We start from the raw sequence: 24,018 nt of genomic DNA on the forward strand, positions 1-24,018 counted from the left end.
GATGCGCTCTCTTACCCTCCATCTGAAAGTCCTGATCACCGTCCTGGTAGTGCTGGGCATCGCGATCACGGCCTACCAGATCTTCGCCCTCGGCATCCCGGTGACCGAGGACGAGACCGACGACCTGTGGAACATCGACGCCAAGGTCGAGTTCGTCGCCAGCGCCAAGGATCCGGTCAAGGTGCAGATGTTCGTGCCCCCGCTGAACCGTGACTACGTGAGCCTCAACGAGAGCTTCATCTCCAACAACTACGGGGTCAGCGTCAACCGCGCCGACGGCAACCGCAAGGTGACCTGGTCGGCCCGTCGCGCCAGCGGCAACCAGACCCTCTACTACCGCTTGGTGCTGACCAAGCGCTACAGCAACGAAAAAGCCAAGATCAAGGGCCCGACCTTCCGCGACAGCCTGGCCGTCGAGGGCCCTGAGAAGATCGCCGCCGAAGCGCTGATGGCACCGATCCGCCAGCACTCGGCCGACGTCGAGACCTTCGTCAGCGAGACCATCAAGCGGGTCAACAATGCCAGCGACGACAACGCCAAGCTGCTGCTGGCCGGCGACAATTCGCCCATGAAAAAAGCCCAGGTCATCGACCTGCTGCTGTCCATTGCCCACGTGCCACTGGAGAAGGTCCACACCATCCGCCTGGTGGCCGACACCCCGCAGAGCCCCGAACTGTGGCTGCGCAGCTTCAATGGCAACGACTGGCTGTACTTCAACCCGGAGACCGGCGAGCAGGGCCTGCCCAGTGACCGCCTGCTGTGGTGGACCGGCGACGACAACCTGATCACCGTCGATGGTGGCAAGAAAGCCAACGTCACCTTCAGCATGAACAACAGCGAGATGAACGCCATCCGCCTGGCCAAGCTGACCGACGAGAACACCGACGCCGACTTCCTCGAATACTCGCTGTACGGCTTGCCGCTGCAGACCCAGCAGACCTTCATGATCATGGTGATGATCCCGATCGGCGTACTGGTGATCCTGGTGCTGCGCAACCTGATCGGCATCCAGACCCTGGGTACCTTCACCCCGGTACTGATCGCCCTGGCCTTCCGCGAGACCCAGCTGGGCTTCGGCATCATCCTGTTCACGGTGATCACCGCCCTGGGCCTGTCGTTACGCTCGTACCTGGAACACCTGAAACTGCAAATGCTGCCACGCCTGTCGGTGGTGCTGACCTTCGTCGTGGTGCTGATCGCGGCCATCAGCCTGTTCAGCCACAAGCTGGGCCTGGAGCGCGGCCTGTCGGTGGCACTGTTCCCGATGGTGATCCTGACCATGACCATCGAGCGCCTGTCGATCACCTGGGAAGAGCGTGGCGGCGGCCATGCCATGAAAGTGGCCGTCGGCACCCTGTTCGCCGCCTCTATCGCGCACCTGCTGATGACCGTGCCGGAAGCGGTGTACTTCGTCTTCACCTTCCCGGCGGTGCTGCTGATCCTGGTGGGCTTCATGCTGGCGATGGGTCGCTACCGCGGCTACCGCCTGACCGAGCTCGTGCGCTTCAAGGCATTCCTGAAGAAGGCTGACGCCTGATGTTTGGCCTGATCAAGACGTGGAAAGCCCTGGAGGCCCGGGGCATCATGGGTATCAACCGTCGCAACGCGGACTACGTGTTGAAGTACAACAAGCGCCACCTGTACCCGATCGTCGACGACAAGATCATCACCAAGGAGCGCGCCCTGGCGGCCGGCATCCATGTGCCGGAGATGTACGGCATCATCGAAACCGAGAAGCAGATCGAGAAACTCGACGAGATCATCGGCGGACGCAGCGACTTCGTCATCAAGCCGGCCCAGGGCGCCGGCGGTGACGGTATCCTGGTGATCGCCGACCGCTTCGAGGACCGCTACCGCACGGTCTCGGGCAAGATCATCAGCCACGAGGAAATCGAGCACCAGATCTCCAGCATCCTCACCGGCCTGTACTCGCTGGGCGGGCACCGCGACCGCGCGCTGATCGAGTACCGGGTCACCCCGGACCAGATCTTCAAGAGCATCAGCTACGAAGGCGTGCCGGACATCCGCATCATCGTGCTGATGGGCTACCCGGTGATGGCCATGCTGCGCCTGCCGACCCGCCAGTCCGGCGGCAAGGCCAACCTGCACCAAGGCGCCATCGGCGTGGGCGTGGACCTGGCCACCGGCCTGACCCTGCGCGGCACCTGGCTGAACAAGATCATCAGCAAGCACCCGGACACCACCAACGCGGTGGACGGCGTGCAACTGCCGAACTGGAACGGTTTCATGAAGCTCGCCGCCAGCTGCTACGAGCTGTGCGGCCTGGGCTACATCGGCGTGGACATGGTCCTGGACCAGGACAAGGGCCCGCTGATCCTCGAGCTCAACGCCCGCCCCGGCCTGAACATCCAGATCGCCAACGACTGCGGCCTGACCCAGCGCACCCACGCCATCGAGGCGCACCTGGAGATGTTGGCCAAGGAAGGTCGCAGCGAGGATGCCGAGCAGCGCGTGAAGGTCTCGCAAGGGCTGTTCGGGCACGTCAACCCACTGTAACCGCGCTCCATGTAGGAGCGGCCTTGTGCCGCGAAAGGGCCGCAAAGCGGCCCCGACAATCTCTGCATCAACGCGGAAATCCCGGGGGCTGCCTTGCAGCCCTTTCGCGACACAAGGCCGCTCCTACAGGGGAATGCGCAAATCCGGATGGCGAATGTCGCTGCCAGCGCTAGGCGCATTTCCCGCACAGGTCTACAATCGCCCACCTCGCTTGTTCATCGCCGTCCATCCTGATGCCGACCTGTACGCTCCACCCCCTGCCCTACCAGCCCGACCCTGCCTTCTACTTCGAACGCCTGCGCCGCGCGCCCGGCGCGATCCTGCTCGACAGCGCCCGCCCAGGCGCCGAACGCGGCCGCTACGACCTGCTCAGCGCCTGGCCGTTGCAGCAGTTGCAGGCACACCCCGACGAAGACGGCCGCGACTACCTGCAGCGCCTGCGCCAGGCCCTGGCCGACCTGGGGACGGCACAACTGCCCGAGGGCATCGAGCTGCCGTTCGCCGGCGGCCTGATCGGCTACCTGAGCTACGACTTCGGCCGGCGCCTGGAGCAGCTGCCGACGCATGCGGTCGACGACCTTGGCCTGCCCGACGCCCGGCTGGGGCTGTATGCCTGGGCACTGGTGTCCGACCATCGGCTGTGCAGCAGCCAGCTGGTGTTCCACCCAAGCCTGCCCGAGGACGAGCGGCAACGGCTCATCACGTTGTTCGAGGCCAGCACCCTGGGCGATAGCGGTGACTTCCACCTGCTCGCGCCGATGACCGGTGATCTTCGCCCCGAGCAATACCGGGCGGCGTTCGACCAGGTGCAGCGCTACATCCAGGCCGGCGACTGCTACCAGATCAACCTCACCCAGCGCTTTCGCGCCCCCTGCCAGGGCGACCCGTGGCACGCCTACCAGGCCCTGCGCGCCGCCTGCCCGACGCCGTTTTCCGGCTACCAGCAGCTGGATGAAGGCACGGCGCTGCTGAGTTTCTCCCCCGAACGCTTCATCCGCGTCAGCCAGGGCGCGGTCGAGACCCGCCCGATCAAAGGCACCCGCCCACGCGCCGCCGACCCGGCCGAGGACGCGCGCAACGCCGCCGAGCTGCTGGCCAGCCCCAAGGACCGCTCGGAAAACCTGATGATCGTCGACCTGCTGCGCAACGACATCGGCCGTACCTGCCAGACCGGCTCGGTGAAGGTGCCGGAGCTGTTCAGCCTGGAGAGCTACCCCAACGTTCATCACCTGGTCAGCAGCGTGGTCGGCCGCCTGGCCGCCGACAAGGACGCCCTGGACCTGATCGCCGGCAGCTTCCCCGGCGGCTCGATCACCGGCGCCCCGAAGATCCGCGCCATGCAGATCATCGACGAGCTGGAGCCGGCGCGCCGGGCGCTGTATTGCGGCTCGCTGCTGTATGTCGATGTGCGCGGCGAGATGGACAGTTCCATCGCCATCCGCAGCCTGCTGGTCAAGGATGGCCAGGCCAGTTGCTGGGGTGGCGGCGCGGTGGTGGCCGACTCGGACTGGCGGGCCGAATATGAAGAGTCGATCGCCAAGGTACGAGTGCTGATGGAGACCTTGCAGGCGCTGTGAGCCCGTGGGAGCGGGCTTGCCCCGCGATCGCCAGGCGTCTGCCCCGCCATTTTTTGTTACCATCTGACCACTACGAGCGCACAGCGCCACTCAACCGATGGAAACCGCCTGATGAGCCAACCCTTCGACGTCGCCGCCCTGGCCGCGACCTACGCCAGCAAGTCCCCGCAGGAGATCCTCAAGCTCGCCTTCGAGCATTTTGGCGATGACCTGTGGATCTCCTTCAGCGGCGCCGAGGATGTGGTGCTGGTGGACATGGCCTGGAAACTGAACAAGCAGGTCAAAGTGTTCAGCCTCGACACCGGCCGCCTGCACCCGGAGACCTACCGGTTCATCGACCAGGTGCGCGAGCAGTACAACCTGCCCATCGAGATCCTCAGCCCGGATCGCGACAAGCTCGACCCGTTCGTCAAGGAAAAAGGCCTGTTCAGCTTCTACAAGGACGGCCACGGTGAGTGCTGCGGCATCCGCAAGATCGAACCGCTGCGCCGCAAGCTGGCCACCGTCAGCGCCTGGGCCACCGGCCAGCGCCGCGACCAGAGCCCCGGCACCCGCAGCCAGGTGGCGGCGCTGGAGATCGACAGCGCCTTCTCCACCCCGGAGCGCACCCTGTACAAGTTCAACCCGCTGGCGCAGATGACCAGCGAGGAAGTCTGGGGCTACATCCGCATGCTCGAGCTGCCCTACAACAGCCTGCACGAGCGCGGTTTCATCAGCATCGGCTGCGAGCCCTGCACCCGCCCGGTGCTGCCGAACCAGCACGAGCGCGAAGGGCGTTGGTGGTGGGAAGAGTCGACGCAGAAGGAGTGCGGGTTGCACGCCGGCAACCTGATCAGCAAGGCTTGAAACAGCAGGGGCCGCTTCGCGCCCCTTTCGCGGCACAAGGCCGCTCCTACACGGAAAACGTGATCCCCATGTAGGAGCGGCCTTGTGCCGCGAAAGGGCCGCAAAGCGGCCCCAGCTATTTCAGATCAGTGCACCGGCAGCTCGACCCCTTCGAACAGCTCTTCGAGCTCCTGCTTGTTATGGCACTGGATCGCCTTGGCCATCACCTCACGAGTCAGGTGCGGCGCGAACTTCTCGATGAAGTCGCACATGAAGCCGCGCAGGAAGGTGCCGCGACGGAAGCCGATCTTGGTGATGCTGGCCTCGAACAGCTCGCTGGCGTCCAGGCACACCAAATCGCTGTCGAGCTTCGGGTCGACCGCCATCTTGGCCACGATGCCCACGCCCAGGCCCAGGCGCACATAGGTCTTGATCACGTCGGCGTCGGCGGCGGTGAATACCACCTTCGGCGTCAGGCCACGGTGATTGAACGCTTCGTCGAGCTTGGAACGGCCGGTGAAGCCGAACACGTAGGTGACGATCGGGTACTCGGCCACCGCTTCCAGGGTCAGCTTCGGCAGCTTGGTCAGCGGATGCCCCTGGGGCACCACCACGCAGCGGTTCCACTTGTAGCACGGCATCATGATCAGGTCGCCGAACAGCTCCAGCGCCTCGGTGGCGATGGCGAAGTCGACGGTACCGTCGGCCGCCATCTCGGCGATCTGCATCGGCGAACCCTGGTGCATGTGCAGGGCGACTTCCGGGTACTGCTTGATGAAGTTGCTGATCACCGGCGGCAGCGCGTAGCGCGCCTGGGTGTGGGTGGTGGCGATCGACAGGGTGCCCTTCTTCTCGTTGGAGAATTCCTGGGCGATCTGCTTGATGCTTTCGACCTTGCGCAGGATCTCGCCGGCGGTATTGATGATGCGCTCGCCCGCCGGGGTGACGCGGGTCAGATGCTTGCCGCTGCGGGCGAAGACCTCGACGCCCAGCTCGTCCTCGAGCAGGCGAATCTGCTTGCTGATACCCGGTTGGGAGGTGTACAGGCTCTGCGCCGTCGCGGAAACGTTGAGGTCATGGTGCGCCACTTCCCAGATGTAGCGCAGTTGCTGAAGCTTCATAGATATCCCTCAAAGGCGGTAGGTCACCGGCGCGCCGGCAGCGACGAGTTATAACTATATTAGTGGCTTGAGAAATAAATCTAGAACTATTTTGTTACGTTCGCTGGAAAAAGTCCTACCGCTAGGTTCACGATTTCCTACGTCCAAGATGGTGAGCCAACGGCACCATGTACACCGGCACCGGTGACAGTTGCAGCAGCCGCACCGCCGTGCGGCCGATCGGCACATCCACCCCCGCGCCGGCGCTGTGGCTGCCGAAGATCAGCAGGTCGACCGACAACCGCTGGGCCTGCTCGAGGATCACCTGGGCCGGATCGCCCTGGCGCACCCGCACCGCGCGGATCAATGCCAGGTCGGCCGGCTCGGTCATCTCGTCGCGAAAGTTCTCCAGCACCCGCTGCTCGATATTGGCCATGACCGTGTTGACGCCCTCGCTGTGCAGCGCATCGAGGGTCTGCTCATCGAGGTAGCTCTGCAGCAACGATTCGGCGAACTGGCCCATGGGCTCCACGGCATGAATCACATACAGCTCTGCGTTGAAGGTCCGCGCCAGGGCCAGGGCGTGCTGCATGATGAAGGGCGCATAGACACCGAGGTCAGTGGCAAACAGCATGGAACGGATCATTCGACCTCCTCGACTGCCGCGACGGCAGAGCAAGCTTGAGCTTAGCAGCGCCATCGGCGGTCGCCTGGCCGTCCGGCGCACAGCCGCCGCGGGCTTCAGGCCTGCCGATTACGCCGGTCGATGAACGCCAGGGCCTGGTACAACGCCTCCATGCGCGGCAACGCGCAACCGGCCGCGCGGGCCCGGGCCAGGGGCTCGGCATAGATCGCCTGCAGCTCCAGCGGCCGCTGCTGGACATGGTCGTGGTACATGCTCGGCCAGTAGTCCGGCATCTTCTCGGTGATTCGGAACAGGTGCTCGGCATAGCCCGCCGGCAGCTCGCGGCCACAGGCCTTTGCGCCCGCCACCACTTCGGCCATCAACGCCTGGATCAGCGCGCGGCTGTCGGCATCGCCCATCAAGGGCGTGGTGCTGGCCTGCAGCAACACCGAAAGGCCGTTGTAGGGCACGTTCCACACCAGCTTCTGCCAGCGCGCCTGATCGAGGTCGGCCATGGCCTGGGAATCGATGCCCGCGGCCCGGAACAGCCCGGCGCCCTCCTCCACCACGGCAGCCCCGCCGTCCTGCGCAGGACCACTGTGATAGCCCAGGTTCACCGCGCCCAGCGACTGGTGGCGGATAACACCGAGGCCCTCGCGATTGACGCAGATGAAGCACAGGCCGCCGAGCAGGTGCAGGTCCGGGCGCAAGGCCGGGCGCAACTGCTCCTCGACGCCAAGGCCGTTCTGCAGCAACACCACCCGGGCATCGGGCGCCGCGGCCTGCACGATCAAGGGCGCCAGCTCCGCGTTGCTGGTGGCCTTGGCACCCACCAGCAGCCAGTCGCAGGGCGGCATGTCGGCGGCAGAGGCGTAGGCCTGCACCGGCATGTGCACCTGGCCATGCACCGCGCTGTCCAGGCGCAGCCCCTGCTCGCGCACGGCCTGGTATTCGCTGCGCAACAGAAAGTGCACGTCGAAGCCGGCGCGGGCCAGCATCAGGCCGTAGAAGCCACCGATTGCGCCGCTGCCGATGATGCCGATGCGAGGATTGCCAATGCGAGGATCGAGGGACGCCATGCCGTGCTCCTGAGCGAGAGTCATTGTTGTGGGTCAGCCACTATACCCGCGTGCCGGCCATCGCGACCAAATCCTCCCAGCCGACATCGAACCGCCCGCAAACGCCACCCGATGGGCAAAAACCCCGTATCGACGGGCCCCAGCCCATTGTCGCGCCCCCGCTAACGCGCTAAGGTTCGGCCTCCCCGCTGCGAATAATCTGCTGCTGGGCCGCACGGGGATCGCTGGCGGCCGGCACCCGTGACCTGACGAGTAACACGATGGCTGATTTACCGATCGATGACCTTAACGTTGCCTCCAACGAGACCTTGATCACCCCCGATCAGCTCAAGAAGGAAATCCCCCTCAGCGCCAAGGCCCTGCAGACCGTGACTGCCGGCCGTGAAGTGGTGCGCAACATCCTCGACGGCAAGGATCATCGCCTGTTCGTGGTGGTCGGCCCCTGCTCGATCCACGACATCAAGGCCGCCCACGAGTACGCCGAGCGCCTGAAGGTGCTGGCCGAGGAAGTCTCCGACACCCTGTACCTGGTCATGCGCGTGTACTTCGAGAAGCCGCGGACCACCGTCGGCTGGAAAGGCCTGATCAACGACCCGTACCTGGACGACTCGTTCAAGATCCAGGACGGCCTGCACATCGGTCGCCAACTGCTGCTGGACCTGGCCGAGAAGGGCCTGCCCACCGCCACCGAAGCGCTCGACCCGATCTCCCCGCAGTACCTGCAGGACCTGATCAGCTGGTCGGCCATCGGCGCCCGCACCACCGAATCCCAGACCCACCGCGAGATGGCCTCGGGCCTGTCCTCGGCGGTCGGTTTCAAGAACGGCACCGATGGCGGCCTGACCGTGGCCATCAACGCCTTGCAGTCGGTGTCCAAGCCGCACCGATTCCTGGGCATCAACCAGGAAGGCGGCGTGTCCATCGTCACCACCAAGGGCAACGCCTATGGCCACGTGGTGCTGCGCGGCGGCAACGGCAAGCCCAACTACGACTCGGTCAGCGTCGCCCTGTGCGAGCAGGATCTGGTCAAGGCCAAGATCAAGCCCAACATCATGGTCGACTGCAGCCACGCCAACTCCAACAAGGACCCGGCCCTGCAGCCGCTGGTCATGGAGAACGTCGCCAACCAGATCCTCGAAGGCAACCAGTCGATCATCGGCCTGATGGTCGAGAGCCACCTGAACTGGGGCTGCCAGGCGATTCCGAAAAACCTCGACGAACTGCAGTACGGCGTGTCCGTCACCGATGCCTGCATCGACTGGGCGGCCACCGAGAAGACCCTGCGCAGCATGCATGCCAAGCTCAAGGATGTACTGCCCAAGCGCCAGCGCGGCTAAAAGACGTGCAAACGAAAACGCCGGGCAATGCCCGGCGTTTTCATGTGTGCCGTGTCAGGCCTTGCTCGAATGCCGCTGCTGACGCTCCATGTAGCGCTCGACGTAGGAGCACGACGGGATCACCGTGTAGCCCATCTGCTCGGCGTACTCCAGCGCCCTCTCGGTGAGTGCGGCGGCAATCCCGCGACCGCGCAGGGCATTGGGGACGAAGGTGCGATAGATGTCCAGCGTCTGCTTGCCCAGGTCCATGTACGTCAGATAGGCCCGGTGACCGTCCACGGTGGTCTCGAACTGATGACCGGCCTGGTCATGGTGGATGGTCAGCGTTTCGCTCATCACTACTCCTCGCAGGTCTTGTCGGCAGACCCTTACCTTACCGATATGGTTTATCCGGCGGAGGAACCTCTACGCCACCTGTTGCCCCTTCGACAGCAGCGCGACCGGGATCGTTCTGCATCGATGGCCCCCTCAAATAGTAGGCGGCACCAGCGAGAATGCTCAAGCTGTGCAGAATGAAAATGCTGACAGCCATCCGCCCGAGGCCCGGCAACAGCAACCGGATGTTCAAGGGCTAAGACGCCGGTCGACAGTTAAAGTCACCCTTAGTTCAACAAAAAAGTTCCTGTACTACAATCGCTTGCGAAGGCTGGCCAGGATTTTCACACTTTGTTTACAAACCCCGTCGCCGGGGCCGTCCACAGCATTTTTTTTGCAGTTCTTGCGCTCAGTCAGTTTACTTACTACAAGTAATGGGTACTATGTACGCCGGCCAGTTTCTCTTTTCCGAGAGATGGCTATTTAATAGAAAGTCCTTGAAGGGGAACACGATGAACAACGTTCTGAAATTCTCTGCTCTGGCTCTGGCCGCAGTTCTGGCTACCGGTTGCAGCAGCGTATCCAAAGAAACCGAAGCTCGCCTGACTGCTACCGAAGACGCAGCAGCTCGCGCCCAGGCTCGTGCAGACGAAGCCTACCGCAAAGCTGACGACGCTCTGGCAGCTGCTCAGAAGGCTCAGCAGACCGCTGACGAAGCCAACGAGCGCGCTCTGCGTATGCTGGACAAAGCCAGCCGCAAGTAATAATCCTCACGGATTGTTATGGAGCCGACCCACTTGTGGGTCGGCTTTTTTATTGCCTGCAAAAAAGCCAGGTGATGCCGCCCAAACAACTGGGGCCGCCTGGCGACCCACCCCGGGACAAGCCTACGCCTAAAGGCATGGCGTTTACCGTACCTGTAGGAGCGGGCTTGTCCCGCGATGGGCCGCAAGGCGGCCCCAAAGTGCCCCGCTAGTTGCCAGCGGGCAATCGCTTACTGCAGTTCTGGCGGAATGCTCGACACCATCGGCGCGCTTGCACCATTGGTTGGCACGGCGATCTCGACCGGCATGCCGTCTTCGGCCGCCACCACATCGCGAACCATGTCCCAGTTCATGCGCAAGTTGTTGGCCAGGTCTTCACGCTTGAGCAACGCATTGATGACCGCGGTGTGCTTGTCGACCACCGACGGATTGCCGTGGTCGTCCAGCGGTGTATGCGCCTCGAGATAGACCTTGCCGGCACTGATGCCGAACTTGTACGGCTCGTTGATGATGCGCACCGGGGTACCCACCGGAACCATCTTCGACAAGGTCAGCACGTTGTTGTTGAGCATGCGGAAGCAACCGTGACTGGTGCGCATGCCGATGCCGAACTTCTTGTTCGAGCCGTGGATCAGGTAGCCCGGTACACCCAGGGTGAACTTGAACGGCCCCAGCGGATTGTCCGGCCCTGCTGGCACCACCGTCGGCAGGATGTCGCCATCGGCGGCGTGCTCGGCGCGAATCGAGGCTGGCGGGGTCCAGGTCGGGTTCGGCGTCTTGGCGGTGATCTTGGTGTTGGCGATCGGCGAACCCCAGCCCTCGCGACCAATACCCAGCGGGAAGGTGTGCACCACGTTCTGCCCTTTCGGGTAGTAGTACAGGCGATATTCGGCCAGGTTGATGACGATGCCTTCACGCGGGCCCGGCGGCAGGATGTAGCGGGTCGGCAGGACGATTTCGGTACCGGCGCCCGGCAGCCAGGGATCGACGCCCGGGTTGGCGGCTATCATCTCGAGGTAGCCGAGGTCGTTGGCGGTGCCGATGTCGGCGAAGGTGTCCTCGTACTTGGCCTTGATGGTATGGACCTGGCCGACGACGTCTTCACCGGGAGCTGGCAACGGCAGTTCCAGCGCAACAGCGGGGCCTGTCGCCAGCAGGGCGGCCAGGGTCAGGCTACGGGTGACGGCGGGAAAGCGCGGCAACATCCGGGAAATCCTTCGAAAGATCAGTCAAGACAACGATTGTACACCCGCGCCCAAACGAGCGGGAGGCGCAAGCGTTTCAGATGATGAAAGGCGCTCAGAGTTCCGGCCACACCGGGCGCATGCCGCGCCGCTGGGCATCGAGGATCGCCCGGCACAGCGGGCACAGGCGCTCGTCGCGGTAGATCGCCCGCTCCACACCCGACCAGCGCGGCTGCGCCGGCAGCAGGCCACCGCACAAGGTACGGTCGACCGGCACGCCCAGCTCGAGCTGGCGGGCGGCCAGGTGGATGCGCACTTCCTGGCAGGCAAACAGGTCGAGCTGCTCATCGGGCTCGATCAGTTGATAGGCGTACAGGGACCAGGCGGGGCGCGGCATCGGGGGCACTCGAAACGGGGGGCGCAACATTAGCCGAAAGCGGCCCCCGATAAAAGCGTCACAGCAAGGGTTTTATCGCCGGCCAGGCATTTTCCAGCAGGCGCTGCTGGGCGGTCGCCGCCGGGTGGATGCCATCGGCCTGCATCAGCTCCGGCACCCCGCCCACGCCTTCGAGGAAGAACGGCACCAGCGGCACCTTTTTATCGGCGGCCAGCTGTTCATAGACCTGGGCGAATGCCGTGGTGTAGCGCACGCCATAGTTCGGCGGCAGGCGCATGCCCAGCAGCACCACCTTGGCACCGGCCTGGCGAGACTGATCGATCATCGCGGCAAGATTCTGTTGCAATTGTTGCGGCGGCTGGCCGCGCAGGCCATCGTTGCCTCCCAGCTCCAGCACCACCAGGTCCGGCTTGTGTGCCGCAAGCAGCGCCGGCAGCCGCGCCTGGCCACCTGCGCTGGTGTCGCCACTGATCGAGGCATTGACCACCTGGTCGTCGAAACCCTCTTTCTTCAACTGCTGTTGCAGCAGGTTGACCCACCCCTGGCGGGTATCCAGGCCAAAACCGGCGCTGATACTATCGCCGACAACCAGCAGCGTTCCCGCCGCCGCGCCCTGGGCCAGGCAACACAGGGCCAGGCCGGCACTCAACCACCACATTCGCATCGGATTCTCCATGGGCCCCAGCATTCTCGTTGCGCAGAACCTTAGCAAAGTGGTCCCCAGCGCGGAAGGCGACCTGACCATCCTCCACGCCCTCTCCCTCGACCTCGCCCAGGGCGACAGCCTGGCCATCGTCGGCGCCTCCGGCTCCGGCAAGTCCACGCTGCTGGGGCTGCTCGCCGGGCTCGACCGGCCCAGCGCCGGCAAGGTGATCCTCGCCGGCCACGACCTCGGCCTCCTCGACGAGGACCAGCGTGCCCGGGTGCGCGCCGAGCACGTAGGCTTCGTGTTCCAGTCGTTCCAGTTGCTCGACAGCCTCAACGCCCTGGAGAACGTCATGCTGCCGCTGGAGCTGGACGGTCGGCGCGATGCCCGCGAACACGCCCGCGACCTGCTCGAGCGGGTCGGCCTGGGCAAGCGCCTGAGCCATACCCCGCGCCAGCTCTCCGGCGGCGAGCAGCAGCGGGTGGCAATCGCCCGCGCCTTCGCCGCGCAGCCGGCGGTGCTGTTCGCCGACGAGCCCACCGGCAACCTCGACAGCCACACCGGCGAGCGCATCAGCGACCTGTTGTTCGAGCTGAACCAGGAGCGCGGCACCACCCTGGTGCTGGTGACCCACGACGAGCGCCTGGCCAAGCGCTGCCGTCGCCTGATCCGTCTGGATGCCGGTCGCCTGGTGGCGCCCCTGGAGCCCTGATGACCCGCCTATCGTTCCCGCGACTGTGTGTTCTGGCCCTGCGCCAGTTGCTGCGCGATGCCCGCGCCAGCGAAGTACGCGTGCTGTTCTTCGCCTTGCTGGTGGCGGTGGCGGCCAGTACCGCCATCGGCTACTTTGGCGCCCGCCTCAACGGCGCCATGCAGTTGCGCGCCAGCGAGTTCCTCGGCGCCGACCTGGTCCTGCAGGGCAGCGCCCCGCCCAGCGCGCAGCAGATCGCCGATGGCACGGCGCTGGGCCTGAGCCATGCGCGGGTGGTGGAATTCACCAGCGTGGTCGGCGCCGACAACGGCATCCAGCTGTCCAGCATCAAGGCCGCCGACCCCGCCTACCCCCTGCGCGGCCAGTTGCGCAGCGCGGCGGCGCCCTACGCCGAGGAAACACCTGGTGGCGGCCCCGCGCCGGGCGAAGCCTGGGTCGAGCCGCGCCTGCTCGCGGCGCTGGGCCTGGCCATCGGCGACAGCATCGACGTGGGCATGAAGACCCTGCGCATGAGCCGCGTGCTGACCTACGAGCCCGACCGCGCCAACAATTTCTACAGCCTGACGCCACGGGTGCTGATGAACCTCGCCGACCTCGACGCCACGGGGGTGATCCAGCCCGGCAGCCGGGTCAGCTACCGCGACCTGTGGCGCGGCGATATCGATGCCCTGCAACAGTACCGGCAGACAGCGGAACAAAGCCTGGCAGCCAATCAGCGCCTGCTCGACACCCGCGACGGCAACCGGCAGATCGGCGGCGCCCTGGGCAAGGCCGAGCGCTACCTGAACATGGCCAGCCTGGTGGCGGTGCTGCTGGCTGGCGTCGCCGTGGCCCTGTCGGCCAGCCGCTACGCCGCGCGGCGCCTGGACGCCAGCGCCCTGTTGCGCTGCCTGGGACTATCCCGGCACCAGGCCCTCGGCCTCTACAGCCTGCAACTGGCCATGCTCGGCGTCGTCGCAGCGCTGGCCGGCGCCCTGCTCGGCTGGCTGGCGCAGCTGGGGCTGTTCCGCCTGCTCGAAGGCCTGCTGCCCAGCCAGGTGCCACCCGGCGGCCTCACCCCGGCGCTGGCCGGCATCGGCACCGGGCTGGTGGCCCTGGCCGGCTTCGCCCTGCCGCCGCTGGCGGCCCTTGGTCGCGTGCCGCCGCTGCGTGTGCTGCGCCGCGACCTGCTGCCGCTGCCACCGAGCAGCTGGCTGGTGTATGGCGCCGCCCTGCTCGCCCTGGGTCTGATCATGTGGCGCCTGAGCCTGGACCTGCTGCTGACCTTCGCCCTGCTCGGCGGCGGGCTGATCGCCGCCTTGCTGCTGGGTGGATTGCTGTTGCTCGGCCTGCGCAGCCTGCGCCGGTTGCTGGGCGGCGCACCGCTGGCCTGGCGCCTGGGGCTCGGGCAACTGCTACGCCACCCGCTGGCCGCCGCCGGCCAGGCCCTGGCCTTCGGCCTGATCCTCCTGGCGATGGGCCTGGTCGCCCTGCTGCGCGCGGAACTGCTCGACACCTGGCAGGCGCAGTTGCCCAAGGATGCGCCCAACCATTTCGCCCTGAACATCCTGCCCGACGAGCGCCAGCCGTTCACCGAGCGCCTGGCCCAGATCAACGCCAGCGCCGCACCGCTGTACCCGGTGATTCCCGGCCGCCTGACCCATATCAACGAGCAGCCGGTGCGCCAGCTGGTCAGCAAGGAGTCCACCGGCGAGCGCGCCATCCAGCGCGATCTCAGCCTGACCTGGGCCGCCGAACTGCCCCAGGGCAATGCCCTGAGCGCCGGCCAATGGTGGCAGCAGGCGCCCGCCGGTGATGAAGTCCCCGGAGTTTCCGTGGAAGCGGAGCTGGCGCAGAGCCTGCACCTGCAACTGGGCGACCTGCTGACCTTCGACATCGGCGGCCAGCAGCGCCAGGCCCGGGTCAGCAGCCTGCGCAGCGTGCACTGGGACAGCTTCCAGCCCAACTTCTACATGATCTTCCAGCCGGGCACCCTGCAAGGCCTGCCCACCACCTACCTCACCAGCTTCTACCTGGCGCCGGGCCACGACGAGGAGATCGTCGCCCTGTCCCGGGCCTTCCCGGCGGTGACCGTGCTGCAGGTCGACGCGCTGCTGGCGCAGCTGCGCAGCATCCTCGCCCAGGTCACCCTGGCGGTGGAGTATGTGCTGCTGTTCGTGCTGGCGGCGGGGCTGGCGGTGCTGTTTGCCGGCCTGCAGGCGACCCTCGACGAGCGCATCCGCCAGGGTGCCCTGCTGCGGGCGCTGGGGGCGGCGCGCCCGTTGCTGGTCAAGGCGCGGCGCATCGAGTTCGGCCTGCTCGGCGCGGCCAGCGGTGTGCTGGCGGCACTGGGGTGCGAGCTGATCACCTGGGCGCTGTACCGCTACGCCTTCGACCTGCACTGGGCACCGCATCCGTGGCTGCTGGCGCTGCCGCTGGCCGGGGCGGTGCTGGTGGGCGCAGCCGGGGTGATCGGCACGCGTCGCGCGCTCAATGCCAGCCCGTTGGCGGTGTTGCGCGAGGGGTGAATATTCGGAGGCTTACGCTTCCCCTGTAGGAGCGGCCTTGTGTCGCGAAAGGGCCGCATAGCGGCCCCGGCAATATCAGCTTGATGCGCAGATCTGGGGGCGCTTCGCACCCCTTTCGCGACACAAGGTGAACTGGTCAAGTAATTTTGGACACCGGTTAAGGTTCATGCCGCTGCCTTGAGCTTTTCCTCCATGGCTACTGGCGTTTCATAGCCGTTGTAGCTGTGGAGGCGCTTGAGGTTGTAGCGCATCAGATAAGCCTGGATATCCACTCGTGCCTGCGCTTCGGTCTCGTAACCCTCTGCCGGCACCCATTCTGATTTCAATGCTCCGAAGAATCGCTCCATGGCAGCGTTATCCCAGCATTGGCCTCGATGGCTCATGCTCTGGTTCAAGTTGTACTCATCGAGCGCGGCTCTGAATTTATGGCTGGTGTACTGACAGCCCTGGTCTGAATGAAACATTACGCCCGCCGGCCTACCCCGCGATTCAGCGGCCATGCGCAGGGCGTTACAAGCTAAGTTGGCATCTGCAATCATCGAGAATGCCCAACCCACTACGCGACGGGCATAGAGGTCAATCACGGCGGCTAGGTACAGCCAGCGCCTGCCAACCTGGATATAGGTCACATCGCCACACCAAACCTCATTGATCGCCGAAACCTTGAAATTGCGCTTCAGCTGATTCTCGGCGATCAACGCTTCTGCCCCTGATGACCGATAGCGGTGCGGCCTGCGCTGTTTGCACTTCAGGCCAGCTTCACGCATTAGCGCACGCACCTTGTATCGTCCTATTTCATGGCCTTCGTGCCGCAATTCCTGCGCCAGGGTTCGCGAGCCAGAAGCACTTCGCGATGCGTTGAAGTGCTTGATTACCAGCAGGCGTAGCGCATCTCTTGCCGGGTTTTCACGTCCTTGCCGTTTGCGCCACGCATAGAAACTGCTGCGCTTAACCCCAAGCACGCGGCAGCAGTCGACAACAGGGTATTGCTCACTCAGCTCGTTGATCAGCGAGAACGATCTTTGGAGTCCCGAAGCAGGAGAGCACTGGCCTTTTTTAGGATTTCGATATCCCGATCCTTTTGCCGAACCAGCGCTTCGAGTTCTTCAATTCGTTGCTGCTCGGGTGTGATCGCTTTGGCTCCAGCAGGAACCTTACCGGCTCTCTCTTCACGCACCTGATCAACCCAGCGGCGAAGCGCGGTAGGGCCCAGCCCAAGGGCTGCACAGACCTCAGGAACTGACTGCCCACCATCCAGCACCATTTCGGCAGCTTGGACTTTGTATTCTCTTGAATAAGATTTACGCACTGATTTTGCCTCCAATTGGGCGCCATCATAGCGCCCGATGAAGGTGTCCAAAATCATTAGGCCAGTTCAAGGCCGCTCCTACAGGGATCGGGTATGGCCTTGAGCTCTGCGCCAGCTAGAGGTTGTAGCGGATGCTGTTCACATACCAGGTCGCCTCGCCCGTGGGCGTGTGCACCAGCACTTCGTCACCCTCCCCCTTCTTTAGCAGGGCCCGGGCCATTGGTGAGTCGATGGAGATGTAGTCGTTGCGCCCGTGGATCTCGTCATAGCCAACGATGCGAAAGCGCAGCTGCTCGCCGTCATCGTTCTCGATCTCCACCCAGGCACCGAAGAACACCTTGCCTTCCTGTTGAGGCGAGTACTCGACCACCTTGACGTCTTCCAGGCGCTTGCGCAGGTAGCGCACGCGGCGGTCGATCTCGCGCAGCAGCTTCTTGTTGTACTGGTAGTCGGCGTTCTCGCTGCGATCGCCCAGCGATGCCGCCCAGGTGACCTTCTGGGTGATTTCCGGGCGATAGACCCGCCACAGGTGGTCAAGCTCCTGCTTCAGCGCAGCATGGCCTTCAATGGTGATGATGTTGGTGCTCAACGACTGTCTCCTCAGTGCATCCGCAGCGGGCGACAGGCGCCCACCGGGAGACCGAGCTTAGCGAAAAAAGGCTGGACGCGACACGCCGCTCAACGGCGGGTGATCAACCCCTGGCGGGCAATGCGGGTGAGCTGGCCGATGACCTCGGCGGCCTCTTCTGCTGCGGGCGCCTGGATCACAGCCAGGTCGAAGCGGTCGTTGCCGTACTGGTCGAGCTGTTCACAGCTGTCGGAGAACTGGATGAGGAAGGCACAGGCCTGGCCCTTGCGTCGGGAAAAGCCATCGAGATTGCGCAAAAGCGTGGGTTGATGCTGGCCGCCGAGCAGGATGCGCGGGGTACGGGAAGCCTGGTTCTTGGCCAGGGGGGTCAAGCAGACACTGGTACGTGGGCAACTCATGGAGTCTCTCTCCGCCTCGCTGTTCCCGCTGGGCAGCGGTGGGAGGCGTCACCGAACCAGCGCTTTAGCGGTATTTCGGATGACCCGTCGGGGCCTCTCCTGCGCCCCGCAAGTAGCTGTTTAAATCGGCGCAATCGGTATGCTAGAGGCAGACGCATGAAGTTACAAGCGCTTGTGCAAAAGCAATCGCGGGGCCAGCCCGCTCCCACAAGCTTCGTGGGAGCGGGCTGGCCCCGCGATTGACGATCAGCGTGCGATCAGGCGGTCCAGCGACAGGCGACCGGCACCCTCGATCAGCACCGCCACGGTACCGGCCATCAGCGCCAGGGCGAACTCGTAGCCGTTGTTGGACATGAACAGCCCGTTGCCGATATGCACCGAGAAGATCGCCACCACCAGGGTCACGCTCAGTGCCAGCGCCGCCGGGCGGGCCAGCAGGCCGACCACCAGGGCCAGGCCGCCGAAGAACTCGGCGCTGCCGGACAGCAGGGCCATCAGGTAGCCTGGGGCCAGGCCGATGCTTTCCATCCACTGGCCGGTGCCTTCCAGGCCGTAGCCACCGAACAGGCCGAACAGTTTCTGCGCGCCATGGGCCATGAAGATGATGCCGACCAGGATACGCACGACGCTCAGGCCATAACCGGCGCGGGTGGTGAACAGGGCATTGAGGGAGTGATTCATGTTTGCTTCCTTGTTTGAGCAGGTGTGTGTTGGATGAGCGCCATCTTAATCAAATCATCGAATAAGAAAATCGCAATAATCGCGTAAATTCTATCGAGTAATTAGATTTATCTAGCGCTTCGCCACACGCTCCAGGGAAGCCCGCTCTCGGTTGAACGCGAGGAAGTACTTGTTGACGCTGTTGACGAAGTTCACCGGCCCCATGCCCACCTGCTCCATGGCGATGCGCTCGGTCTGGAAGAACCACTGGTTGCCATTGAGCCCACGCCGCCGTGCTTCGGCACGCATGGCCTGGACCCGCTCCGGCCCGAGGTTGTAGGCGGCCAGGATGAAGGCCATGCGCTCGCGCTCGTTGAGCTGCGGGCTGGCGAAGAACTTGCGGCGGATCAGTGCCAAATAACGGGCGCTGGCCTGGACATTGCCGTCCACCGTGGCGGTGTTGCTCACCCCCACCCGCTGGGCCGCCGACGGGGTGATCTGCATCAGCCCGTGGGCGCCACCGGTGCCGCGTGCCTTGGGGTCGAGGGTCGACTCCTTGAACGCCAGGGCGGCCAGATTCAGCCAGTCGAACTGCTGATCGCCACCGTGCTTCTGCAGCACCGGGCGCACCGACTCCAGGCGCTGGCGATCCTGTCGAGCCAGCGGGTTGTGCACCCGGTACTGGCGCCGGTAGATGCGTTCGAAGGCCGCGTCCTGGTTGTCCGGCGCGCGGTAGGTGGCGAGAAAGCGATCCACCGCCGCCTGCAGCATCGGCGCGTCCTGGCGCACATACCAGCGCATAGCCTGGGGCGGGGCCAGCTGCAGCTTGCTGTCCACCCGCAGGCGCGGCATCACCCGCGCCCAGCGCTGGGCGATCGGCCGCTCCACCACGGTCAACGGGTAGATGCCGGCCTGGACCATCTCCAGCACATCCTCCACCGCCAGCGTCGGGTCGACCCATTCCACCTTGATCGGTGCCCGCTTGCGCAGGACCAGCTGCTGGTTGATCGCCTGGATCGCCGCGCCCGCGGCACTGGCTGTGGTCAGGGCGACGGTGCGCCCGGACAACTGCTCGGGGCGGCTGTAGCCGCGCTCGCCCTTGCGCCCGACCAGTTGCAGCGGCACCTGGTCGACCACCGGGGCACTGACGCCAACTCCGCGCACCACGCTCGGGTCGAGCAGCTCGCCGGGGGCGGCAAGATCGCCCTCGCCGCGCTGCAATGCCGCAAGCAGCTGCTCCTTGGCGCGGGGGATGATCTTCAGGGTGATTTCCTGGCCGTCGGCGACCCGGGCATTGAGGGCATGCTCCAGGGCGCGCAAGCGGTAGTACTCGACCCCTACCGGCTCACCCTTGACCTCGCCGGAGCTGTTGCGGCTCTGGTTGACCAGCACCCGCAGCACCTTGCTCGAACGGATCTGCGCCAGGTCACGCGCCTGGCTGGCCGGCACATGCTGTTGCGGCCCGGCTTCGCCGGCAGCGGCCGGCACGGCGGCCAGCGGCCCGGACAGCAACAGGCAAGTCAAAAAGGTTCGCAACATGGGGATAAGGGTCCGAGAGCGGTTGGCGGGCACCATGTGCTGTGATCGATCCGTGATAAATGACCGCAACAGACCACGGCAAACGTTTGAAGTTCTTGGTTTTTTCTCGATATCCCGGTTTTTGCTATGCTGGCCGCCCCGCGGCACGAGGTAGCACCATGCAACTGATCGATATCGGCGTCAACCTGACCAACAGCAGTTTCCACGACCAGCAGGCCGCCATCGTCGAGCGCGCCGTGGAGGCCGGCGTGGCACAGATGGTCCTTACCGGCACCAGCCTGGACGTCAGCACCGAGGCCCTGGAACTGTGCCAGCGCCTGGACGAACCTGGCCAGCGCCTGTTCAGCACCGCCGGGGTGCACCCTCACGACGCCAGCCACTGGAGCAGCGGCAGCGAACGCCAGCTGCGCGAACTGCTCGCCCAGCCACGGGTGGTGGCCGTGGGCGAATGCGGCCTGGACTTCAATCGCGACTTTTCCCCGCGTCCGGCCCAGGAAAAAGCCCTGGAAGCGCAGTTGGCACTGGCGGTCGAACTGCGCCTGCCGGTGTTCCTCCACGAGCGAGAGGCCAGCGAGCGCCTGCTGGCAATCCTCAAGGACTACCGCGACCAGTTGCCCGCCGCCGTGGTGCACTGCTTCACCGGCGAGCGCCAGGCGCTGTTCGCCTACCTCGACCTGGACCTGCACATCGGCATCACCGGCTGGATCTGCGACGAGCGCCGCGGCACCCACCTGCATCCCCTGGTCGGCAACATCCCCGAGGGCCGCCTGATGCTCGAAAGCGACGCGCCCTACCTGCTGCCCCGCAGCCTGCGGCCCAAGCCGAAGAACGGCCGCAACGAGCCGGCCTTCCTGCCCGAGGTGCTGCGCGAGGTGGCCCTGCACCGCCATGAAACCGCAGCGCACACCGCCGCCCACACCAGTGCCTGCGCCCGCGCGTTCTTTGGCCTGCCTGGGGTTTCTTGACGCATATCAACAAGGCCCCTGGCCTTGGCGGGCACAATGATGGCACCTTGCCAATAATGTTTCCGCCAACTCAGAGAAGACCTACCATGGGTGCCTGGCTTAGCAACGTTTCCCTCAAATACAAGTTCTGGGCCGTCAATGCCGTGGCCTTCGTCACCACCCTGATGCTGGTGCTCTACGCGGTGTACCTGGAGCAGCAGGCCCGCGCCAGCGGTGCCCAGGCGCAAGCCCAGGCCCAGGCCGAACTGCTGGCGGCCTGGCCCGCCGGGCAGGCCCTGCCCGCCCAGGCCAACCTGATCACCTGGCGCAATGGCCAGACACCACAGTTCGCCGGCGAACCCCTCGAAGCCCTGCGCGACGGCCAGGGCTGGGTCGAGCTGCCCGGTGCCTGGATCCTCGGCGACAACCCGCTGCGCGGCGCCCAGGTGCTGCGCCGGGGGGATCAGCAGCTTGCGTTGATCGCCCAGTCGCCGAGCCTGCGCCAGGTCTATTTCGACCGCTTCAGCAACTACGCCGTGTGCGTGCTGATCCTGATGCTGGCGATGCTCTGCGCCTCGCAGTTGTTGATCCGTTTCCTGCTCAGCCAGCTCAACACCCTCAAGGACGTGATGCTGCACGTGGAGAAGACCGGCGACCTCTCGGCCCGGGTGCCACTGGCCTGCGGCGACGAAGTCGGGCAGATGGCCGGCGCGTTCAACGCCATGCAGACCACCTACCACCGCGTGGTCAGCACCGTGGCGCGCACCGCCGCGCAGCTGGACTCCGGTGCCGCGCGCCTGGCTGGCAGCATGGACGAGGTGCGCCACGGCATGATCGGCCAGCAGAGCGAGACCGACCAGGCGGCCACCGCGATCAACGAGATGACCGCCACCGTCCACCACATCGCCCAGCATGCCGGCGCCACCCGTGACCTGTCGCAGACCGCCGACACCCTGGCCGGCAGCGGCCAGGCCGTGGTCAGCCGCGTGCAGGACTCGATTGCCGGGCTCTCCAGCGGCGTGCAGCAGACCGCCGAGATGATCCGCCAGCTGGCCGATGACAGCCAGAAGATCAACGGTGTGGTCGGGGTCATCCACAGCATCGCCGAACAGACCAACCTGCTCGCCCTCAACGCCGCCATCGAGGCGGCCCGGGCCGGCGACCTGGGCCGCGGCTTCGCCGTGGTCGCCGATGAGGTGCGCAACCTGGCCAAGCGCGTGCAGACCTCCACCGACGAGATCACCACCATGGTTGCCGACCTGCAGGCCGGTACCCGCGACGCGGTGGATTTCATGCAGGAAAGCTCGTACAAGGCCGACGATTGCGTCAAGCAGGCCCGCGAAGCCGGCGAGGCCCTCGCCGAAATCACCAGCGCCGTGGCGCAGATGCGCGAAAGCAACACCCAGATCGCCGTGGCCGCCGAGCAGCAGAGCCAGGTGGCCGAGGAGATGAACCGCGCCGTGGTCAGTATCCGCGACGTGACCGAGGAGACCGTGCAGCAGACCGTGGGCTCGGCCACCACCAGCAGTGAACTGGCGACCCTCGCCGGCGAGCTGAACAAGGCGATCGGCCAGCTAAAGCTGTGACCCGCGCCGGCTATGGCCACCATAGCCAGCCTCGATTGGCCCCCGCCCGGGGGCCGCACTAAGCTTTGGACAGGCCCCAGAGGATCTGTCCATGAGCAAGCGACTGCCCAACCTGCCCGCCTGGCAATGGCGCGGCTACCACCATAACCATCGCCACCCCGCCAACCTGGTGCTGCACCTGATCGCCGTGCCGCTGTTCATCCTTGGCGCGCTGCTGGTGCTGTCGGGGCTGTTCGGGCTGGACCTGTCGCAGATCGCCGTGGGCATCATCGCCCTGGTGGCCGGGCTGGGTCTGCAACGCCAGGGGCACCGCCTGGAAGCCGAGCAGCCCGAGCCGTTCAGTGGCCGCAAGGACGCCGTGCAACGCCTGCTCACCGAGCAGTTCATCACCTTCCCGCGCTTCGTGCTGAGCGGTGCCTGGTGGCGGGCCTGGCGCGAGCGACACAAGCATCGCCACTGACTGAAAGACATCGCGGGGCAAGCCCGCTCCCACGCTTGAACTCTGTACCCTGCGCGCCAGGCTAGGCGATCTCCCACAAGCGCCACAGGGCGGCGTGGGAGCGGGCTTGCCCCGCGATTGGCTTGACGAAGATGGCTCAGGCGAACACAGTCACCGTCTGCCGGCTCAACGCCAGCAACTCGCCCTCTGCCGTCCACAACGCCGCGGCCGCATGCCCATAGCCATCACGGGCATACTCGGTCTCGACCACATAGCGGCACCAGTCGAGGGTCGACAGCTGCGGCGTGGGCTGCACGAACTCGATGGTCCAGGTCAGCGTGCTGCCAGCGGCGGGCTGCTTGAGATACGGCAGCAGGCTGGGCGGCCAGGCATCGACCAATGCCAGCAGGTGCGCCACCCCGACCGGCTCCTCGGCGGCATCGCGCAGGCGCACCCAACCACCCATATGGCGCGAGTCGTTGCCACTGAACGGCAGGCCGCCCACCGCCCAGCGAAACGCCACGTGCTGCATGAACTGCGGTGTAATGCCCTTGATAAAGGGCAACTCCGGCGCTGCCTCCTGCAGCGGCTTCATCGGCATCGCGGTGGGCGCGTCGACCGCCACCACGGAAGGGCGACCGGCACCGAAGCTGCCCTGCACCAGCGTCACCACCTGGCCATCCTGCACGGCGCGCCCCAGCAAGGTGCTGACCGCCTTGCCCTCGCGCAGCACCTCGACCTCCAGACTGATCGGCACATCCGGCGCCGCCGGGCCGACGAAGGTGATGGCCAGCGAACGCACCGGGCGGTCGTCGCCCAGCTTCTGGCGCATCGCTTCGTGCACCATCGCCGCCATCAGGCCGCCGAACACCGCGCGCCCCTGGGCCCAGCCGGCGGGCACGCTGATTGCCTCGGGGTGCGCGCGGGCGGCTGCCAGCAATTCTGTGAAGTTCATGTGCCAGGGCTCCT

The 24,018-nt window shown here is 65.4% G+C and carries 25 protein-coding genes; 11 read left to right on the plus strand and 14 right to left on the minus strand.

Annotated elements, in window-relative coordinates:
• The first annotated feature begins 1 nt into the window (after position 1).
• The 4 genes from rloB to ACZ899_RS10095 all read left to right on the plus strand — a co-directional run bounded on the left by rloB (position 2) and on the right by ACZ899_RS10095 (position 4,940).
• Complete coding sequence (rloB, locus tag ACZ899_RS10080; RefSeq protein ID WP_203647362.1) at positions 2 to 1,537, plus strand: osmotic stress tolerance membrane protein RloB; 1,536 nt, start codon at positions 2 to 4, stop codon at positions 1,535 to 1,537.
• Positions 1,537 to 2,517 (plus strand): alpha-L-glutamate ligase-like protein, encoded by a 981-nt coding sequence (locus ACZ899_RS10085; protein ID WP_234562713.1) that lies wholly within the window; start codon positions 1,537 to 1,539, stop codon positions 2,515 to 2,517. The genes rloB and ACZ899_RS10085 overlap by 1 nt, the downstream gene beginning before the upstream one ends.
• A 233-nt stretch (positions 2,518 to 2,750) precedes the next feature.
• On the plus strand, positions 2,751 to 4,094 hold the full coding sequence (gene pabB, locus ACZ899_RS10090; RefSeq protein ID WP_234562712.1) for an aminodeoxychorismate synthase component I: 1,344 nt from the start codon (positions 2,751 to 2,753) through the stop codon (positions 4,092 to 4,094).
• 111 nt (positions 4,095 to 4,205) lie between these two features.
• Positions 4,206 to 4,940: a phosphoadenylyl-sulfate reductase gene (locus ACZ899_RS10095; protein ID WP_050705067.1), complete on the plus strand. Its 735-nt coding sequence runs from the start codon at positions 4,206 to 4,208 to the stop codon at positions 4,938 to 4,940.
• Between the two features lie 125 nt (positions 4,941 to 5,065).
• Here the strand turns inward: ACZ899_RS10095 and cysB are convergent, their stop codons facing one another.
• The 3 genes from cysB to ACZ899_RS10110 all read right to left on the minus strand — a co-directional run bounded on the left by cysB (position 5,066) and on the right by ACZ899_RS10110 (position 7,723).
• Positions 5,066 to 6,040 (minus strand): HTH-type transcriptional regulator CysB, encoded by a 975-nt coding sequence (gene cysB, locus ACZ899_RS10100; protein WP_011533140.1) that lies wholly within the window; start codon positions 6,038 to 6,040, stop codon positions 5,066 to 5,068.
• 127 nt (positions 6,041 to 6,167) lie between these two features.
• A complete protein-coding gene (locus tag ACZ899_RS10105) occupies positions 6,168 to 6,665 on the minus strand; it encodes a universal stress protein (protein WP_110738113.1) in 498 nt (165 codons plus the stop codon).
• Positions 6,666 to 6,760: 95 nt separating this feature from the next.
• Positions 6,761 to 7,723 carry a putative 2-dehydropantoate 2-reductase gene (locus ACZ899_RS10110; RefSeq protein WP_234562711.1) on the minus strand — a complete coding sequence of 321 codons (963 nt, stop codon included), beginning with the start codon at positions 7,721 to 7,723 and terminating at the stop codon, positions 6,761 to 6,763.
• A 260-nt stretch (positions 7,724 to 7,983) separates the two neighbouring features.
• Between ACZ899_RS10110 and ACZ899_RS10115 the strand changes: the two genes are divergently transcribed.
• Positions 7,984 to 9,060, plus strand: a complete 1,077-nt coding sequence (locus ACZ899_RS10115) for a 3-deoxy-7-phosphoheptulonate synthase (RefSeq protein WP_028692615.1) — start codon at positions 7,984 to 7,986, stop codon at positions 9,058 to 9,060.
• Positions 9,061 to 9,114: 54 nt separating this feature from the next.
• Here the strand turns inward: ACZ899_RS10115 and ACZ899_RS10120 are convergent, their stop codons facing one another.
• Positions 9,115 to 9,396: a GNAT family N-acetyltransferase gene (locus ACZ899_RS10120; RefSeq protein WP_203647366.1), complete on the minus strand. Its 282-nt coding sequence runs from the start codon at positions 9,394 to 9,396 to the stop codon at positions 9,115 to 9,117.
• 491 nt (positions 9,397 to 9,887) lie between these two features.
• Here ACZ899_RS10120 and oprI point away from each other — a divergent pair, with 491 nt between their 5' ends.
• Entirely contained in the window at positions 9,888 to 10,139 is a 252-nt protein-coding gene (gene oprI / locus ACZ899_RS10125; protein WP_003259780.1) for an outer membrane lipoprotei OprI, read from the plus strand.
• Positions 10,140 to 10,369: 230 nt separating this feature from the next.
• Here oprI and ACZ899_RS10130 read toward each other — a convergent pair whose 3' ends face one another.
• The 3 genes from ACZ899_RS10130 to ACZ899_RS10140 all read right to left on the minus strand — a co-directional run bounded on the left by ACZ899_RS10130 (position 10,370) and on the right by ACZ899_RS10140 (position 12,384).
• Entirely contained in the window at positions 10,370 to 11,344 is a 975-nt protein-coding gene (locus ACZ899_RS10130) for a L,D-transpeptidase family protein (protein ID WP_203647368.1), read from the minus strand.
• A 94-nt stretch (positions 11,345 to 11,438) separates the two neighbouring features.
• A complete protein-coding gene (locus ACZ899_RS10135; RefSeq protein ID WP_028692618.1) occupies positions 11,439 to 11,720 on the minus strand; it encodes a hypothetical protein in 282 nt (93 codons plus the stop codon).
• A gap of 58 nt (positions 11,721 to 11,778) precedes the next feature.
• Positions 11,779 to 12,384 (minus strand): arylesterase, encoded by a 606-nt coding sequence (locus ACZ899_RS10140; protein WP_203647369.1) that lies wholly within the window; start codon positions 12,382 to 12,384, stop codon positions 11,779 to 11,781.
• Between the two features lie 10 nt (positions 12,385 to 12,394).
• Here ACZ899_RS10140 and ACZ899_RS10145 point away from each other — a divergent pair, with 10 nt between their 5' ends.
• Together ACZ899_RS10145 and ACZ899_RS10150 are read left to right on the plus strand one after the other, a co-directional pair.
• Positions 12,395 to 13,078: an ABC transporter ATP-binding protein gene (locus ACZ899_RS10145; protein WP_203647370.1), complete on the plus strand. Its 684-nt coding sequence runs from the start codon at positions 12,395 to 12,397 to the stop codon at positions 13,076 to 13,078.
• A complete protein-coding gene (locus ACZ899_RS10150; RefSeq protein WP_234562710.1) occupies positions 13,078 to 15,585 on the plus strand; it encodes an ABC transporter permease in 2,508 nt (835 codons plus the stop codon). The genes ACZ899_RS10145 and ACZ899_RS10150 overlap by 1 nt, the downstream gene beginning before the upstream one ends.
• 164 nt (positions 15,586 to 15,749) lie before the next feature.
• On the opposite strand, the gene ACZ899_RS10155 is transcribed toward ACZ899_RS10150, so the two are convergent.
• The 6 genes from ACZ899_RS10155 to ACZ899_RS10180 all read right to left on the minus strand — a co-directional run bounded on the left by ACZ899_RS10155 (position 15,750) and on the right by ACZ899_RS10180 (position 20,080).
• Positions 15,750 to 16,595: an IS3 family transposase gene (locus ACZ899_RS10155; protein WP_324256565.1), complete on the minus strand. Its 846-nt coding sequence runs from the start codon at positions 16,593 to 16,595 to the stop codon at positions 15,750 to 15,752.
• A complete protein-coding gene (locus ACZ899_RS10160) occupies positions 16,592 to 16,951 on the minus strand; it encodes a transposase (RefSeq protein WP_075043813.1) in 360 nt (119 codons plus the stop codon). Before ACZ899_RS10160 ends, ACZ899_RS10155 begins: the two co-directional genes overlap by 4 nt.
• 58 nt (positions 16,952 to 17,009) lie before the next feature.
• On the minus strand, positions 17,010 to 17,483 hold the full coding sequence (greB, locus tag ACZ899_RS10165; protein ID WP_203647372.1) for a transcription elongation factor GreB: 474 nt from the start codon (positions 17,481 to 17,483) through the stop codon (positions 17,010 to 17,012).
• An 89-nt stretch (positions 17,484 to 17,572) separates the two neighbouring features.
• Positions 17,573 to 17,881, minus strand: a complete 309-nt coding sequence (locus ACZ899_RS10170) for a hypothetical protein (RefSeq protein WP_050705060.1) — start codon at positions 17,879 to 17,881, stop codon at positions 17,573 to 17,575.
• Between the two features lie 246 nt (positions 17,882 to 18,127).
• Entirely contained in the window at positions 18,128 to 18,562 is a 435-nt protein-coding gene (locus tag ACZ899_RS10175; protein WP_203647373.1) for a DoxX family protein, read from the minus strand.
• Positions 18,563 to 18,673: 111 nt separating this feature from the next.
• Positions 18,674 to 20,080, minus strand: coding sequence for an MltF family protein (locus ACZ899_RS10180; protein WP_234562917.1), 1,407 nt, complete (start codon positions 20,078 to 20,080; stop codon positions 18,674 to 18,676).
• A gap of 158 nt (positions 20,081 to 20,238) precedes the next feature.
• On the opposite strand from ACZ899_RS10180, the gene ACZ899_RS10185 reads away from it, so the two are divergent.
• The 3 genes from ACZ899_RS10185 to ACZ899_RS10195 all read left to right on the plus strand — a co-directional run bounded on the left by ACZ899_RS10185 (position 20,239) and on the right by ACZ899_RS10195 (position 23,070).
• The gene (locus ACZ899_RS10185; protein ID WP_203647375.1) at positions 20,239 to 21,045 is read left to right on the plus strand and encodes a TatD family hydrolase; all 807 of its coding nucleotides are present in this window, start codon (positions 20,239 to 20,241) and stop codon (positions 21,043 to 21,045) included.
• Positions 21,046 to 21,131: 86 nt separating this feature from the next.
• Positions 21,132 to 22,610 carry a methyl-accepting chemotaxis protein gene (locus ACZ899_RS10190; protein ID WP_203647376.1) on the plus strand — a complete coding sequence of 493 codons (1,479 nt, stop codon included), beginning with the start codon at positions 21,132 to 21,134 and terminating at the stop codon, positions 22,608 to 22,610.
• Between the two features lie 91 nt (positions 22,611 to 22,701).
• Complete coding sequence (locus tag ACZ899_RS10195; RefSeq protein ID WP_203647377.1) at positions 22,702 to 23,070, plus strand: Mpo1-like protein; 369 nt, start codon at positions 22,702 to 22,704, stop codon at positions 23,068 to 23,070.
• 136 nt (positions 23,071 to 23,206) lie between these two features.
• On the opposite strand, the gene ACZ899_RS10200 is transcribed toward ACZ899_RS10195, so the two are convergent.
• Positions 23,207 to 24,004 carry an acyl-CoA thioesterase gene (locus tag ACZ899_RS10200; protein WP_203647378.1) on the minus strand — a complete coding sequence of 266 codons (798 nt, stop codon included), beginning with the start codon at positions 24,002 to 24,004 and terminating at the stop codon, positions 23,207 to 23,209.
• Between the last annotated feature and the right edge of the window lie 14 nt (positions 24,005 to 24,018).

The sequence above is a fragment of the Pseudomonas sp. TE31087 genome (assembly GCF_057284075.1).